The sequence below is a fragment of the Streptomyces brasiliensis genome (genome assembly GCF_014647875.1).
Taxonomy (GTDB): Bacteria; Actinomycetota; Actinomycetes; order Streptomycetales; family Streptomycetaceae; genus Streptomyces; species Streptomyces brasiliensis.
On the sequence record NZ_BMQA01000043.1, the window covers coordinates 47463 to 63154 of the forward strand.

Sequence of the window (15692 nt, forward strand, 5' to 3'; positions counted from 1 at the left end):
ACCTGGGTCGCCGTTGCCAGCCCGGACGATTCGGCGGCTCCGTCAGGAGGCGGTGCCGGGACCGGTGCTGGGGTTGTAGTAGCGGTCGCTGCTGCAGACGGCGGCGAAGGTGCCGTCACCTATGTTGTTCGCGCGGGCGGATCAGCGTGGATGGTGCCGGGTGGACGCGGGACCTTCTGGTCGTGTGCCCACCCTGGCAACAGGGTGCTGCGTCGGTCCTGCGTAGATCGCGGGGTCACGCGGTCGTGAACAGCCAGGCGAGCAGCTCGCCGGTTCCGGACGTGCGGGCCTTGTAGCCGGGCACGGGGGAGGTGGCGACGGGGTCTGCGTCGGCCGCTGCCTGGAGGGAGTCGACGTACGCCGGCCTGGTGACCCACTGGTAGTTGTGCGCTGTGTAGATGGTGTCGTAGTGACCGTCGGTGCAGGTGCGCCACGTCGCGAGTGCCTTGGTGAAGGCGGCCACCGTGGTGCCCAGCGTGAGGCCGTCGGTGCCCTGCGTGCCCAGGCTCTCCCCGGTGAACAGTGCCCGGGAGACCGGGTCGAGTACCGTGATGGCTTCCGGGCGACGCCCGGGCAGCACGTCGACCTGGAGCTTCACCCGGCGCCCTCCGGAATCCTTGCCGAGGTCGATCGTGTCGCCGTCCACTAGGTAGGTGATGCTGCCGCGGCGACTTGGGACCGACACGCCCTTGGGAGCGAACAGGTCGTAGCCGTCGAATTGGCTCAGCCCGGCCAAACCGGCCGGGTCGCCGTCGGTGATGAGGACGTCGAGCTTCGCCCCGGGCCCGGCGATGCCGGCGGCATACTCGGCCACGCCCGGCTTGCTGCGCCCGGAAGTGATCAGCAGGGCCCGCTGGGAGCCGCGCATGAGGAACGACGTCTCGTTCGCGCTGTCGCGTATGAGTACCAGACCCGTCTTGATGTTGTTCAAGAATGCGTACGGCGTGTCCAGGTAGGGGTCCTGCGGGTAGTGCGAGGGGATGTTGACACCGTGGAAGGTGTGCGGGTCGCCCTGGCCTCCGGTCGGACCGCCGGGGTAGAGGTTGGTGAGCGAGTAGACCATCCTGGCGGTGCCGCCGCTGATCCACACCTCTTCGCGGCCGAGTTCGTGGTACGGGTCGGCGAGGATCGAGCCGTCGAGCGCACCGTGTGCCGCCCGCGACATGTCGTCGAGGTAGGACAGGTCCGGGACACGGCCCTTGATCGGCGCATCGGCGCGGGAGAACTGGCGCACCTGGTAGAAGTGCGCCGGCAGCAGTGTGAGGTCCTTGAGCGACTGGAGCTCCTTGCGCAGCCCGTCCAGCATCGCGGCGTACGGCTCAGTGGTCGCGGAGGCGGACTGGGCCCACACGTATGCCGATCCGATCGCGTCACCCGTGGCCATCAGCAGGTTCTGCGCGTCGAGGTACCCCGTCGAGCCCGCCGTGTGACCATACATGGCGACCACGTCGATCCGGCGGTTCCCGAGCTCGATCCGGTTCACGGTCCTGCCCGTCGAGCCGTTGGCGGTGGCACCGCCGTCCTGGCGCACCGGAACCCAGTTCGCGGTCGCGTTGGGCCGCCAGTCGAGGTCTGGGTAGTAGACCGTCCGGTCGGTCATCTGCGAGACCTTGCCGGTGTGGTCGCCGTGGAGATGGGTGATCGCGACGTCGAAGTCGACCGCGCCCAGACGCGTGCTGCCGTCGTTCTCGTGCCCGAGCAGGTAGCGGCACACCGTCTTGAGGTCGTTGGTGCCGATGGTCTCAGGCGTGTTCTGCGCGGTGTCGACGAGCAGGGCCCGGCCGTCGCCCTCGAAGAGCCACATCGTCGACCCCTGGGAGTAGATGCCCCCATCGGGATGTGGCGCGAGCTGCAGCATGTTCTCGATCCGCCACGTGCGCTGCCCGCGCCCGTTGGTGGTGATGAGATAGGCGGTGTAGGCGCCCCACGGGTTGTCAGTGACGAAGCCGGTGCCCTTCGGTCTGCCGTATTCGTCGGTCGCAACGCCGACGAAGCCGGGCACCAGGCTGTACCACTCGAGCTTCGGCATCGCCGAAGCCGCAGACGCCGGTGTCGCGCCCACGGCCAGCGAGGTGGCGGCCAGGGCAGACGCGGCGGCAAAGGCCGACGCCGCGGCAAGTATGTTTCGCCGGGACAGGGTCGCTGGCACCGAGGGCAGGCACTCGTCGCAGGCGCCGTCGGAGTGGCCGCTGTTCAGCGATGGGTTCGAGGTCATGGGGTGCTCCGAAATCTGCGGGAGGTGGTCGGCGGATGCAGGACTCGGGCGTACCGGAGCCGACACCGACCAGTCGTGGACTTCCATCGGTGGAGGGCTAAAAGGAGCCGAATGGCTACCAGTTGGCGGTCTGGGAGCGAAGTAGGGATATTCGACGGGAGCGTCAGCGGCCGGCAACGGGCCGAACTGATCGCACCTCTATCACCATGGCGGAGCCGTCGCACAGGGCCGGCCAGCGCGGCAGGTCGCGGTGGATGCCGTGGTCGTCGGGGTCGCCGGTGGTGGTGAGGTAACCCCCTCGCCGCCGCCCATCAGCTCACCGAGAAGCTCTCGACCTACGCGGTCAACTTCGTGTCGGCTGGCGAGGCCTTGCCAGGGGTGGACGCAGATGTCGGACCCCTAGTCGTGGTGGCGGCGGGGCCCCTGTGACCGCGATGGCGATCCTGCGGGCGATGGGGTGCACGTGCTCTCCTCGTCCTGATGAGGGCGGCGCCCGAACGTGGCAGCGGCCGGATAGGGCGCGCCAGGCCCGATGTCCACCTTCTGAACTCAGTTTGCTTGCTGTCAAGTTGCGCCGAGCTATCTGCTGGGAGACTCACCCCTTCCAACTGTGCGTTGCTGTGACACGGGGCCTGGTGCGAACATCCGCTCCGTTTCAGGAGATGAACGAAATCGAGCCGGAACTGGGCAATGTCTAATGCATCTTGAATCCGGCAGTCAATGAGTTACGCAACACCGTTTACGTTTCTCCTGGTGAGGGCAGGTGGCCCCACGTAGTCAGACGACCTCGCTCTGCGGTCAGGTCAGCTGCGAGCGTGACCCTGGGGGCAGATGACGCCTGATTGATGCGGACGTGCTCGTCCGGGCCGCCGCCTGGAGCGCCGGGCCGGACGATGTGTTGCAGCATTGCCGGGATCAAGTCGGCCGGTTGTCGCTGCGCCGATGCTTGTGCTGGAGGTCGTCACTCCGCCGTAGTCGACAGTGACGCTCTGGGCCGACAGCGTGTGCACAGGTCACCTTGAAGGTGGCAGGCCCTGCCACTCGCCCGCGCGCCGGCCTGCCGAAGGTGGCGCCAGTGACCTTGAGTTGGACGCGCCGCTGACGAGCGCGGGGACCAAAGGGTGTAGCTCTGTCGGTGGCATCGGCTCTTCGCTGGACTCGGTCCAGGCCCGTGGGGTCCACGGCACCGTCCGACTGCACGCCAGCCCCTCTGGCGATCCGGGCCTTGCGCCGCCTGTGAAGGAGACCCGACGGGACCGGATTTCGCCGACCGCGTCCGCAGATCCGAGTGGGGTGCCACCCGAGTTGGGAAGGCGGCGGAGTCGCGCCCTTAACCATCGACGGCTGCAGGGGTGAACGCCGCCCCTCGTGCGACGCCTTCACGACAGTGCTCGAAGGCATGCGCACGGCTCGGGGACGCGGATTTGTGAGGGAAATGACGTATGCGGCATCCATCGGCTGGCGTCCTGCACCCTGCTGGCCGCCAGGAGGCCTGCAGAAGCCCCGTGGCAGCCCAGGCCAGCGGTTTTGTAGGGAGTCTTCGATACTGCGCCCGCAGCTAAGTGCACGGCTATTGACATGTGGACTTCCGCGGGCGTTAGATCTTGCCGCTGCCGACTAATGACTTCATATGTTGAATGGGCAGTGAAGGGGGCGAGTCGGCCCCGCTGCCCCGGCCTGTTCCGTCAGGGGAACAGGTTCCGTCCAGTCGATTCCTCGTCCGTGTCAGAGGACCGGACGCCATCAGGCTCAGATCCCCGGTCCATGCCGGGCAGAGCGCGATGAGGCTCCCGTACGTCCTCGAGCGGTCAAGGCCGAAAAGTCCACTGCTCCAGGGCGGTCGACCCGGTCGGCGGCATGACTCCCAGTCGAGAGGTGAGACATGAACCACCAGCACCGGCTTCGTTCGCTCCACACCTCCGTCCCCCGTCGCCGCGGCAGAGCGTACCTGGCCGCGGTCTCCTTGCTCAGCGCTGGCACGCTGTTGACCGCGGTGCCCGCACACGCCGCCACGACGGTCAAGTCCGGGGCCGGCTCGTCGAAGCAGCAGGCCCGCAGTCTCGCCCCGGTGGTCAAGCACACCGGAACCGGGCCGACCGGCTACACCGTCACCTTCAGCTACAGGGACCCCGACGCGACCCGGGTCCAGATCAAGGGCGAGTGGTCCTTCTCCGACGCAGCGCACTCCAGCCCCACCACCTCCCAGGGCCTGCTGCCCGACCAGTGGGTCAAGGGCGACTTCCCGATCGCCTATCCCAACGCCACCGCCGCCAACTGGCCGGTGCTGGACATGAAGAAGGACGCGACGGGGGTCTGGTCGCTGACCATCCCACTGCCTTCGGGCACTTTCACCTATGGCTACTTCGTCGACTGCGCCAGCGACACCGGAACCGGCTGCACCGAGCACGCCGACCCGTCCAACTTGCCGTGGAACGTGGTGAACGGCGTCAGCACGGGATCGGTGGAGCCCGACAGCGAGGTCTACGTGCCCTCCGACCCCACGTTCGGCACCACCGACTTGAGTTGGCAGGCCCCCCTGACCGGCAAGAAGCGGGGCAACCTGGTTGACGTCTCGTACTCCTCCCCCGATTCGACCTCTCCCGTCGGCACACACCCCCTGGCGATCTACACGCCGCCCGGCTACGACCCGAAACGGAAGCAGCAGTACCCGACGCTCTACCTCAGCCACGGCGGAGGTGGACAGGAGGTTGACTGGTCCACCCAGGGAGCAGCCGGGAACATCCTGGACCACCTGATCGCCTCTGGGCAGGCGCAGCCCATGGTCGTCGTCATGACGAACTTCAACGGCCTGCCGAACAGCAACGAGGGGTACGCTCAGGACGTCATCCAGAACGTCGTCCCGTACGTCGAGTCCCACTACAACGTCTCCACGAACGCCGCCGATCGCGCCTTCGCAGGTCTGTCCGCGGGCGGTTCCCGCGCCAACACGCTGATGTTCAACCACACCGCCGAGTTCGGCTACTACAGCGTGATGAGCACAGGCGGCGGCGTACCCACCAGCGTCACCGCCGACCAGGTCACCGCGCTGCGCTCTGCGCTGGGGATCCAGATCGGCGGCGGCCTTCAGGACCCGATCCGGGCGAACACCGTCGGCGAGCAGTCGCTACTGACCACAGCTGGGGTGCCGTTCACTGACGACTCCGTCAACGGCGGCCACGAGTGGTACGTCTGGCGCAGCCTGCTGCACGACTTCGTCGCCCAGCAGGCGTTCAAAGCCACCAAGACGGCGGTCGTCGCAAGCGGCAAGGACACCGTGACCGTGCACGTCGCAGCGCTCAGCACCGGCCCGGAGCCGACCGGCGCCGTCCAGATCACCGTGGACGGCGCGCGCTACGGAAAGCCGGTCAAGCTCGTCCACGGCACGGCCACCATCAAGCTCGTCGGCCACCACACCATCACCGTTGAGTACACCGGCGACGCGCTGCACAGCGATAGCAGCACGACGGTCACCGTGTGATGACATGACCGCAGTCTCCTTCCCGGGCTGGCACCTTGGGCCTGCGCCCCCAGCCCGGGACGGCTGGGGCCCCAGACACTCAATTGAGCAAGGAGTCGCCAGCCCGCCATCGGAACTCCAGCCGGTGCCGTTGCTGACCATCACGTCACCGAGCAGCACCGGCACCGAACCGTCCCCGGTCAGACGCGTCTGCATCCTCGTGACCGTATTTTATGCCGCCCTAACGTCGGTCAAGTCCTCAGTGTGACCGCTGACACAGGCGGCGGGCTTTCGGTCGCCGGCTCCGCCGGTCGAAGCGTGGAGGGCAGTCGTGCCCAGGGACATTTCAGATCAATGGGCCACACGAGTCGGCGTGGCCCGCTCGGAAGGGGATCAACGCCTTATGAAGAACAGACATGCCCGAGTGGCCTGGATCGCGGCCATCGCGGCCAGCGCACTCGCGCTCTCGCCACTGGTCACCACGGCCAACGCAGCGGTCAGCAGCCAATCCGCAGCTGCACCGAAGAAGGACAACCAGAGTGACAAGGACACGCTCCAAGTCGGAGCAGCCCGGGTCGACATCACGCCTACCGACCCGAAGTACCCCGCACTCAACGAGTACGACCACGAGAAGCTCAACCTGCGTGCGATCGTCTTCGAGAACCACGGACACCGGGGCGCGCTGATCGGAGCCGACACGGTGCACATCGACGCTCCGATCTTCACTGAGACGATCAAGGCAGTCGCTGCCGAGCTCAAGACCTCGCCGTCCAACATCATCGTGTCGAGCACACACGCTCACAGCGCCGTCGTGCCGGGCCCCGCCGTCTCGGGACCGGCTTGGGGCAACGCTCCGGGCTACTTGGCGAACGCGGCGCTCAAGGCCGTGAAGGAAGCCGAGTCGGACATGGAACCGGCACTCATGGGCTACTCCACCGGAAGCGCTGACCTCAACGTGAATCGCGATGCGATCGACCCGACGACCGGCAAGTGGACGCAGGCCGCCAACCCGGACGGCCCTACTGACAAGGCCGTCGCAGTGCTGTCGTTTGCGCATCCGGACGGGTCACCGATCGCCGCGTACGTGACGTACGCGATGCACCCGGTCAACGGCTACTTGGGTTACTACACGAGCGGCGACTTCCCGGCCGCGATGAGCCGCTGGGTGGAGCAGTCGTTCAACGACAAGATGGTCACGGTCTTCGCCCAGAACGCGTCCGGAGACGTGAACCCACTCTGGCTGCGCACCGGCACCAACGTGCTCGCCTCGGAGAGCGGCGTTCCCATCACCGGCTATGAGATGACCCGGGAGAAGGTCGAGCAACCGGTCAGGGACAACGTCGTCACGCCGGTCAAACCGAGCGACAAGAGCGTTCACCAACTCTTCGACTACATCCAGTCGCTCGGCATCGTCCTGGGGGAGGAAGTTATCCGCATCATGTCGCACACCAAGGCCAACGAGGGCAACCCCACGATCTGGGGCGCCTCCGACACTGTTACGTGTCCAGGACGAACTCGACTCGACAACGCCCGTGAGGGTGTGCCCGGCGTGTACACGGACGGGCCGGACGTCGACATCCCCACTGGGATGCTAGGTATCGGCGACGTCGCCCTGGCCAACGTCGGAGCGGAGATCTACACCCGCATCGGTGAGCGCATCAAGGCCCAGTCGCCGATGAAGAACACCATGGTCGTCACCCTCGCGGAGGGTAAGGCAGCTTCCGGCTACATCCCAGACGAGCAGTCCTGGGACCACCAGACTTTCCAGGTGCTCGGCTCGAAGCTCAAGCCGGGTTGCGCCGAGGACGGAATCGCCGACAGCACGACGCACATGATCCAGACCTACGCCCATAGCCGCTGACCGCGACACGTCTCACTCACCCAACATGGCTGGGGTCACCGCCCGCGGGACGGCCCCAGCCATGCGGACCACTCACGCAACCTCGTTTGCGACCTGTCCGCAGTCGCACAAGATACGGGTGAACCGTTCCGGGTTCGGTAGAGATCTCAGATGTTGGTTGTGACCTGGGGTTTCGTGGTTGCGAGGTAGTGGTTGTTCTCGTATTCGACGGGCGGGACGTGGCCTATCTCACCGTGGAGTCTGCGGTGGTTGTACCAGTCGACGTACTCGGCGGTGGCGAGCTCGACGTCGGACAACGTCTTCCACGGCCGTCGGGGCTTGATCAGCTCGGTCTTGAACAGGCCGATCGTGCTCTCCATCAGGGCGTTCGCGTGATCCGTCGACTGCTGGTGTTCCCGATTCTGGAGGCGGAGGTCGGGTGCGGGTGACGCATCCGTTCCACCCGTTGTTCGGGCGGGAGTTGGAGTTCATTGAGCGTCGGCAGTGCTGGCGTGGGGACCGGGTGTACTACTTCGACGAGGTGGGTGGCCGGTCGAGGATTCCCACGGAGTGGACGGACGAGGCGCCGGTGGATCCGTTCGTGGTGGCGGCCAAGGGTGTGGGGCTCGCAAAGTCATCGCTGCAGGTGGGGGCCTGCGTGCCGAGACCTCGGCAGTGGCTGGGATGCTGCACGGGTGATCACCTCGCTGCTGTACCGGACCACCCGTGCGCTGCTGTCCGTGCCGGCGGTACTGCTACGCCGGGAGACCGCCAAGGATGCCGAACTGCTGGTGCTGCGGCACGAGAACGCTGTACTGCGACGGCAACTCACCCATCCGATCCGCTACGAGCCCGCCGACCGATTCTGGCTGGCCGCGCTGTCGTCGCTGATACCGCGCCGCCGCTGGAGCAGCGTCTTCCCGGTCACGCCAGGGACGCTACTGGCCTGGCACCGAAGGCTGATCGCCAGAGAGTGGGACTACTCCGGCCGACGCCGACACACCGGTAGACCACCCACCGCTGCCGCGCTCAAGAAACTGGTCCTGCGCCTGGCGCGTGACAATCCCCGGTGGGGGCATCGCCGGATCCAGGGCGAGCTGGCCCGGCTGGGGCACCCGATCGCGTCATCCACAGTGTGGCAGATCCTGCACGCTGCCGGCATCGGCCCGGCCCCGCGTCGCTCCGGTCCAAGCTGGCGCGAGTTCCTCACCATACAGGCGGAGGGAATCATCGCCGCGGACTTCTTCCACGTGGACACCGTGACCGGCAGGCGCCTGTACGCGCTGGTGTTCCTCGAGCACGGCACCCGCAGACTCCACCTCACCGGCGTCACCGTCCGCCCCACCGCACAGTGGGCGACCCAGCAGGCCCGCAACCTCGCCGCGGATCTCGGCGCCCGCGTCGAGTCCCTACGCTTCGCCCTTCGCGACCGCGACAGCAAGTACACCAGCTCCTTCGACGCCGTCTTCGAAGCGGAGGAGATGGAGGTGCTGCTCAGTGCGCCGCAGGCGCCGCGGATGAACGCCCACTGCGAGCGCGCGATCGGCACGATCCGCCGGGAGGCACTCGACCACGTTCTGATCATGAACGAGGCCCACGCCCGACAGGTCCTCGCCGAGTACCAGCACCACTACAACAGGCACCGACCGCACCGAGCCCGAGACCAACGACCGCCCGAGGCTCAGGACCAGCCCGCTGTCGGGCACGCCCCCCACGCGCAAAGGCTCCTACGCACCCGCATCCTCGGCGGAGTCATCAACGAGTACAGATACGCCGTTTGAGCCGCAGCGATGACTTTCCGAGCCCCACAGGTTCCTGCCCGCACTGGCCGCGCACACCGGCCTGCTGTCCGGCGCCGAATCGGTCGCCTATGTGGACATCGATGACACGATCCGCCGCACCTACGGCTACGCCAAGCAGGGGGCGGGTTACGGATACAGCAAGGTCAAGGGCCTCAACGCGCTGCTCGGGATCGTCTCCACACCCCTGTCCGCCCCCGTGATCGCCGCCACCCGCCTGCGCAAGGGCCCGACCAACTCCGCACGCGGGGCCGCCGCGTTCGTCACCGAGAGCATCCGCACGGCCCGCGCCAGCGGCGCTGCCGGACTGCTCATCGTGCGGGCCGACTCCGGGTTCTACGGCGCCGACGTCATCAACGCCTGCCGGGCCCTGGATGCCTGCTTCTCCGTCACGGTGCGGATGAACACCTCGATCAAGGCCGCGATCGCGGGCATCGACGAAGCCGCATGGAAAGCGATCAAGTATCCCAAGGCGGTGGGACGAAGAGGGGAAGTGCTGGATCTCGGACGCGGAGATAGCCGAGACCACCTACACCGCCTTCACCTCCAAGCCGAAGAAACAGCAGGTCACCGCCCGCCTGATCGTGCGCCGCGTCAAGCGCCTCAAACCCGAGGCGATCCCCGAGGGGCAGGGCACGCTTTTCGACACCTGGCGCTATCACGGCGCGTTCACCAACTCCCCGCTCTCCCTGGCCGATGCCGAGCGTGATCACAGGCGTCACGCTGTCGTGGAACAGGCGATCGCGGATGTGAAGAACGGCCCGTTCGCGCACGCCCCCTCGGGGCACTTCCAGCCGAACGCGGCCTGGCTCGCCCTGGCCGCCCTCGCGCACAACCTGACCCGCGCCGCCGGCGCCCTGGCGTCCGCCTTCCACGCCAAGGCGACCACCGGCACAATCCGCGACCACCTGATCAACGTGCCTGCTCGGCTGGCACGTTCGGCCCGCCGCCTCACTCTCCATCTGCCCGAACGCTGGCCCTGGCGGGACGACTTCACCCAGTTCTTCGACCTCGCACACGCGCCACCACCCGCCGTCGAGAAGCCCTGACCACCCCGCCCGCAAGGGCCTGAGATCTCCGAGCATGTGGAAAAGCTGGGCAGACCAGCGGGCACCCCATGCCCGAATCCACACCTCAGCCGCGGACCGCCCCCGAACCACCCGAAACGACCACTCCGAAATCAAGCCGGTGGATCCGGGCTGAGCTTCGGCGGCCCTCCAGGCAGCCGTGCCAAGTCAGCCCACTCGTCATCGATCTTCACGTACAGTGCGGTCACGAGGGTGTTCAGGTTCGTCGTCACAAACGATCATGGGCACCCTCTCTTCGCGCCCGCAGCCATTTGGACAGACTCGTCTAGACCAACGCAGCGCGCGACGATCAGCCAAACATCGACCTCATGCGGTTCAGGAGCGTGGCTGTGCTCGGCGGCGAAGGCCACGTCTGGTGGTCGCAGGGACGTCGGCGCCGGCTGAGGACCCAGCCACCACCAGACGTGGCCCCGGCGTCCTTCCGGCGATAGTGAGCAGAGCCCAGCGGCAGCGCCGAAGCACACGGCGCGGTGCTCGGCGTGCCGCAGGGCCAGCCAGCAGCTCGCACAGAAAACGGACCTGACGGCTGTTTGTCTACCCGGTCGTGCGACGAGGCAGGTTATGCCTCGTAGACCGGGACGAGGACGGCCCTGGCGAGGGTATGGGTGAACAGGTTGAACCCGAGGAAGGCCGGAGTCGCCCCATCAGGCAGTTGGAGCGAGGGGACGTCGACGGCGTGCACGGCGACGTGGTAGTGATGCACGCCATGTCCCGCGGGCGGGGCGGCGCCGAGGTAGCGCCGCAGCCCGGCGTCGTTGGTGAGTTGGACCGCACCTTCCGGAAGCTTGGCAGCAGTGTCGTCCCCCGCGCCGGTCTGCAGTTCGGTGACATTGGCGGGGATGTCCGCAACGGCCCAGTGCCAGAAGCCACTTGCGGTGGGGGCGTCCGGGTCGTAGACGGTGACCGCGAAGCTCCGGGTCTGGGCGGGGAAGCCAGACCAGGCTAGGTGCGGCGAGACGTCTTGGCCGCCGGCACCGAAGATGCCGCTGCGCTGAGAGGTGCGCAGCGTCTGGCCGTCGGCGATGTCATCGCTGCGGAGCGTAAATGAGGCGACCGCCGGAAGGCTGTCGTACGGGTTACGGCTCATTCTGTTTCTCCTGCGGGTGTTGGATGGGTAGGTGCCGAGCGCCCGTGGCCGGTCGGCACTCGTTGCCGTCGGGTCCGTCCAGTGAAGACGAATCGGGGACGGAGCTGGGACGAGGATTCCGCCTAACCGGCGGCGGGAATGAGAATTGCGCGGCCGACGAGCTTGCCAGATTCCAGGTCGTGAATGGCGTCGTTGACCGCGTCCAGCGGGTAGGCGTTGGTGTGCAGGGTGACCTTGCCCTGGGCGGTCAGGGTCATCAACTCGGCGAGGTCGTTGTAGCTGCCGACCAGGTTGCCGACGACGTTGATCTCGCGGGAGATGAGCTCGATGGTGGGCAGGTCGACATTGCCGCCGTAGCCGATGGTGAAGTAGCTACCACGGTTGCGCAGTGCAGCCAAACCCTGGCCGGGGGTGCCATGTTCGCCGACATAGTCGAACACGACGTGCGCCCCGCCGCCGGTGATGTCACGCAACCGGTCGACCACAACGGCCGCGTCCTCGGCGGCGTTAATCGTGTGATGCGCGCCTATGGTGCGGGCGAGTTCGAGGGCGTCGGCGGACCGGTCGACGACAGTGATCGTCGCGGCGGTGAGCGCGGCCAATACCTGGATGCCGATGTGGCCGAGCCCCCCAGCGCCAATGACAACAGCGTGGCTGCCGGGTGGCAGCAGCGGCACCGCCTTACGGACGGCGTGGTAGGCGGTCAGTCCGGCGTCGGCGAGTGCGGCAACATCAGCGGGCCGCAGGTTCGGATCAAGCTTCACCACGGCACGCGCATTGGTGAGCAGGTAGTCGGCCATACCGCCGTCGGTGTTAAGGCCAGGGAAGGTGGCGTTGGCGCAGTGCGAGTCGTCGCCAGCTCGGCACGCTGCGCACAGCCCACAGGTGACGAGTGGGTGCACTATGACCGGGTCGCCCGGCATGAGTCCAGTGACTGCGCTGCCTACGTCGGCGATCCAGCCTGCATTCTCGTGACCGAGGGTGTAGGGCAGGGCTGGGTTCTGGATGGTCTTCCACTGACCTTCGATGACGTGTAGATCGGTGCGGCACAGGCCTGCTGCACCGATCTGGACGACCACGTCGAGGGGCGAGCTGACGGTGGGCTTGTCGATGTCGTCGAGCTGGGGCGGTACCCCATACCGGTGCAGTCGAACTGCCTTCATTTTTGTGGCCTTTCTTTCCCTCGCTGTGCCGTTTGATTGATGCTCGAGGAGCGATGACGCAGGGACAGGTCCGGTGTCCGTGCTGCGCTCAACATGCCGCCGTGCCAACACCCTCGGCAAGTCTGCGGTGTCCGTTTTATGCTCATGTGGAATCACGGCCATTGCGGACGCGATTTTCCGGGCGCAGTCTCAATCGACAGCGCGGTGCCGGCGACCTGTCGCGGCACCAGCAAGACTCCCCCCATCCCCGGGGGCGACGGTAGTTCGGGTGTGCGATGCGGAGGTTGAACGTATTGTCTGATTCTTCGACCGCCACTTATCCTGTTGATATACTTGAGGGTGACGTGTATTGCGGACTCGTCGCAGTTCGTGACACACGTTCACCGCAGAGAGGTATTCCTGTGCCCAATGCCGACAACGGCGGCGGCGTGAGCTCCGTGCAACGCGCGCTGCGAGTACTCGAAGTCGTCGCCGCCGCCAACGACGGTATCCAGGCCAAGGTGGTCGCACGGCGACTCGGCTACAACCTGTCGAGTACCTACCGCCTGCTCAACACATTGGTCCAGGAGGGCTACCTGGTCCATCTCGGCGACCTGCACGGCTTCGGGCTCGGCTACAAGATCCCGCCGCTATACCAGCTGCTGCGCGAACGCCTCAACGTCGAGCCACGCATCGCGGATGTCGTCGACCAAGTACACGCCAGGACCGGCACAGCCGCCTACTATTCACTCTATCGTGGACTGGAACCTGTCGTCGCCTATGTTGCCGAATCTCCCGATGCGCCCGCGATCCGCATGCTCGATATCGGCACGGCTGGTGCTGCTCACGCCACGGCCTTCGGCAAGATGATGCTCGCGGCCCTTCCAGTAGGCGATGTTCTCAGCTACTGCGAAATCAACGGGCTGACCCGCTACACCGAGCACACCATCGAGACCGTCGACGACCTCATGCCGCAACTCGAGTTGATCCGTTCCACCGGGGTCGCCGTCGAAATTGAGGAAGTCGCCCCGGGCACGGCCTGCATGGCCAGCGCGGTCACCGACGCTGACGGTCGGCTACGGGCGACCGTCGCCATCTCGACCAGCCTCAAGCACTTCCACCACAAGCATTCGCAGCTCGAGAACGCTATCCGCCAGGCGTCGCGACAATGCTGCGCACTCCTGCGTAACGCGCAGCCGACGAAAGCCGATCCCCGCTGAATATCTTCACGCGCAGCCGACTGCGCAAGCGTTCCTGGTGGTGCGGGCGACGCTTTCCATGTCGACGCCGAGGCTGGCGACGTGCTCGATGAGGTGCTAGCGGTTGCCGCCGTCGCGACCCACGCTTTGCGGAGGGTCGGGTGCTCGGCGTCCACCACGTTGAGCGGGCGGGTGCCGCCGTCGAGTCCTGCATGCTTAAACCAGCCCCGCGAGCAGGAGACCGATCATGCTGACCACGATGCTCCGCTTGCGTCCCACGATCTCATGGCCAGCGGTTGGAGCCTAAGAAGCCTCGTCCTGGCCCAGGTCGTGAACCCTGAAATCGAGAGTGGCTTGACGGCTCTGACCCCGCCTGGCGGTTGGAGGGACTGATTGTATGCGTCGTGGGTTCCCAGGGCCTGAACCCCTTGCATGCAGAGTCGAACCGCCGCTCTTTCTGCCGTCCCGGCACGGCTGTCGGATGCTAGCGCTGGCACGACGCTCGCCCACGATCCGGGCTCAGCATCAGCTCTCAAAGAAGACTGGCTGGCGCTGACGCGCCCGTTGCGCGCCCGTAAAGTTGCCCCGGTTTGATGGACAACCTCTCGCTTTGGGACACTGGGTCCCGCAAGGAGGAGTTCATCGTGCCAAGGACGCGTCCGGCCTACCCGCCCAAGTTCCGTCGCCAGATAGTCGAGCTGGTTCGAGCCGGCCGGTCGCCGGAGGAGCTGGCGAAGGAGTTCGAGCCGTCCGCCCAGACCATCCGCACCTGGGCCAACCAGGCCAGCCGTTCGTGGATCACCGATGCCTTCATCAGGACCTCGGCCCGCAGCATCGAGTCGATCAGCGGCGCGAACTCGTCGATCTTCCTTGCCAGGGATCGTCCGTTCGTCGACCGGCGCAGCGGGGTCGCCGGGCCCGGCGCCGAGAGGTACTTGCGGACCGTCTTGCGGTCCAGCCCCGTCTCCCTCGCGATCTCCGACAGACTCATCGCCCCGGACTCCAACAGGCCGCAAAAACATCGCAGTTCCAACCAGCGCTGCGGATCCAAGACCACCGTCGACCGCCCCTCCGCCACCTACACCGACCAAGCAGCAGAGTGCCGAGCAGCATCCCTCAGTGCATCAGGAACTGGCCGCGTCCATCCGTACGCGGGTGGGGACGTTCAGATGTACGCCGACATCTCGCGCAAGGAGTCAGACCACCTCGACGCCATGGACCTGGCGGACATCCTGCGCACCGATGCACCGCCCATCGCCGACAGCCGGCCGGCTCCGAGCTTGCCTGGGCCATCGTGGTCCTCGCCCGCGCACGGCAGGACGCCGTGCGGGACCGCACCCAGACCGCCGAGAAGCCATCAGGACCTCCGGCAAGAGCGCGGCAGTTCTGGCCCGCCGGGTCAGGAATCAGCGGCGGGCCGGCGTCGGTTACGTATGCTTGGCTGCCCCTACCACTGCCTCACCCACCGCGTCCGCTCCAGCGAAGCATGCGCCTTCCCCGCCCCATCACACATTCAACTCGCGGATCCCACTTGACAGTTCTTCCGGATCGGATGGTTCTTGCCGCCTGTGTTGATGCCCTGTAACCGGCGCGGGACGGTGGTGGAGTTCTTGACGCTGAGCGTCGATTGTGGTGGCAGCCACTTATTGATCCGAAACTCAAAGGGTTCTATTCGAGGGTGTATCGGACGTGTGGGCCACCGAAGTAGCCGCGGACGATGTGTGGCTGGAGTTGGCCGCGGTGGAAGAACCGGCGGGTTTCGGCGGCGAGTTGGGCCTGGTCACGGGCCCGGCTGTGCATGGGCAGACTGCGTTTGAGATCGGCGTTGACCAGCTCGTCGGGGTTCAGCTCCGGCGAGTACGAAG

The 15692-nt window shown here is 66.5% G+C and carries 10 protein-coding genes and 4 pseudogenes; 7 read left to right on the forward strand and 7 right to left on the reverse strand.

What is annotated here, in order from left to right:
• Positions 1-235: 235 nt before the first annotated feature.
• Positions 236-2215, reverse strand: coding sequence for an MBL fold metallo-hydrolase (locus tag IEZ19_RS37175; protein WP_189315805.1), 1980 nt, complete (start codon positions 2213-2215; stop codon positions 236-238).
• Positions 2216-4097: 1882 nt separating this feature from the next.
• Here IEZ19_RS37175 and IEZ19_RS37180 point away from each other — a divergent pair.
• Both IEZ19_RS37180 and IEZ19_RS37185 read left to right on the forward strand, forming a co-directional pair.
• Positions 4098-5693: an alpha/beta hydrolase-fold protein gene (locus IEZ19_RS37180; RefSeq protein ID WP_189315806.1), complete on the forward strand. Its 1596-nt coding sequence runs from the start codon at positions 4098-4100 to the stop codon at positions 5691-5693.
• Between the two features lie 382 nt (positions 5694-6075).
• The gene (locus IEZ19_RS37185; RefSeq protein ID WP_189315807.1) at positions 6076-7533 is read left to right on the forward strand and encodes a hypothetical protein; all 1458 of its coding nucleotides are present in this window, start codon (positions 6076-6078) and stop codon (positions 7531-7533) included.
• 146 nt (positions 7534-7679) lie between these two features.
• Here IEZ19_RS37185 and IEZ19_RS37190 read toward each other — a convergent pair whose 3' ends face one another.
• Positions 7680-7895: an IS3 family transposase gene (locus IEZ19_RS37190; RefSeq protein WP_268248720.1), complete on the reverse strand. Its 216-nt coding sequence runs from the start codon at positions 7893-7895 to the stop codon at positions 7680-7682.
• Between the two features lie 62 nt (positions 7896-7957).
• Here IEZ19_RS37190 and IEZ19_RS53795 point away from each other — a divergent pair.
• The 4 genes and pseudogenes from IEZ19_RS53795 to IEZ19_RS52755 all read left to right on the forward strand — a co-directional run.
• A pseudogene (locus IEZ19_RS53795) lies at positions 7958-8122 on the forward strand (DUF5372 family protein); the annotation flags it as partial.
• Between the two features lie 85 nt (positions 8123-8207).
• Positions 8208-9293: an integrase core domain-containing protein gene (locus tag IEZ19_RS37200; protein ID WP_189315809.1), complete on the forward strand. Its 1086-nt coding sequence runs from the start codon at positions 8208-8210 to the stop codon at positions 9291-9293.
• Positions 9294-9384: 91 nt separating this feature from the next.
• Positions 9385-9789, forward strand: a pseudogene (locus IEZ19_RS52750) (transposase); the annotation flags it as partial.
• 37 nt (positions 9790-9826) lie between these two features.
• A complete protein-coding gene (locus tag IEZ19_RS52755) occupies positions 9827-10360 on the forward strand; it encodes a transposase (RefSeq protein WP_268248721.1) in 534 nt (177 codons plus the stop codon).
• 149 nt (positions 10361-10509) lie between these two features.
• Here IEZ19_RS52755 and IEZ19_RS54250 read toward each other — a convergent pair.
• The 3 genes and pseudogenes from IEZ19_RS54250 to IEZ19_RS37220 all read right to left on the reverse strand — a co-directional run.
• A pseudogene (locus IEZ19_RS54250) lies at positions 10510-10611 on the reverse strand (IS982 family transposase); the annotation flags it as partial.
• A gap of 347 nt (positions 10612-10958) precedes the next feature.
• Positions 10959-11486, reverse strand: a complete 528-nt coding sequence (locus IEZ19_RS37215) for a YbhB/YbcL family Raf kinase inhibitor-like protein (protein ID WP_189315812.1) — start codon at positions 11484-11486, stop codon at positions 10959-10961.
• Positions 11487-11608: 122 nt separating this feature from the next.
• On the reverse strand, positions 11609-12649 hold the full coding sequence (locus IEZ19_RS37220) for an NAD(P)-dependent alcohol dehydrogenase (RefSeq protein WP_189315813.1): 1041 nt from the start codon (positions 12647-12649) through the stop codon (positions 11609-11611).
• Between the two features lie 401 nt (positions 12650-13050).
• On the opposite strand from IEZ19_RS37220, the gene IEZ19_RS37225 reads away from it, so the two are divergent.
• Positions 13051-13848 carry an IclR family transcriptional regulator gene (locus IEZ19_RS37225; protein ID WP_189315814.1) on the forward strand — a complete coding sequence of 266 codons (798 nt, stop codon included), beginning with the start codon at positions 13051-13053 and terminating at the stop codon, positions 13846-13848.
• 643 nt (positions 13849-14491) lie between these two features.
• Here the strand turns inward: IEZ19_RS37225 and IEZ19_RS54255 are convergent.
• Complete coding sequence (locus IEZ19_RS54255) at positions 14492-14818, reverse strand: hypothetical protein (RefSeq protein ID WP_444545200.1); 327 nt, start codon at positions 14816-14818, stop codon at positions 14492-14494.
• A 677-nt stretch (positions 14819-15495) separates the two neighbouring features.
• A pseudogene (locus IEZ19_RS37240) lies at positions 15496-15692 on the reverse strand (IS630 family transposase); the annotation flags it as partial.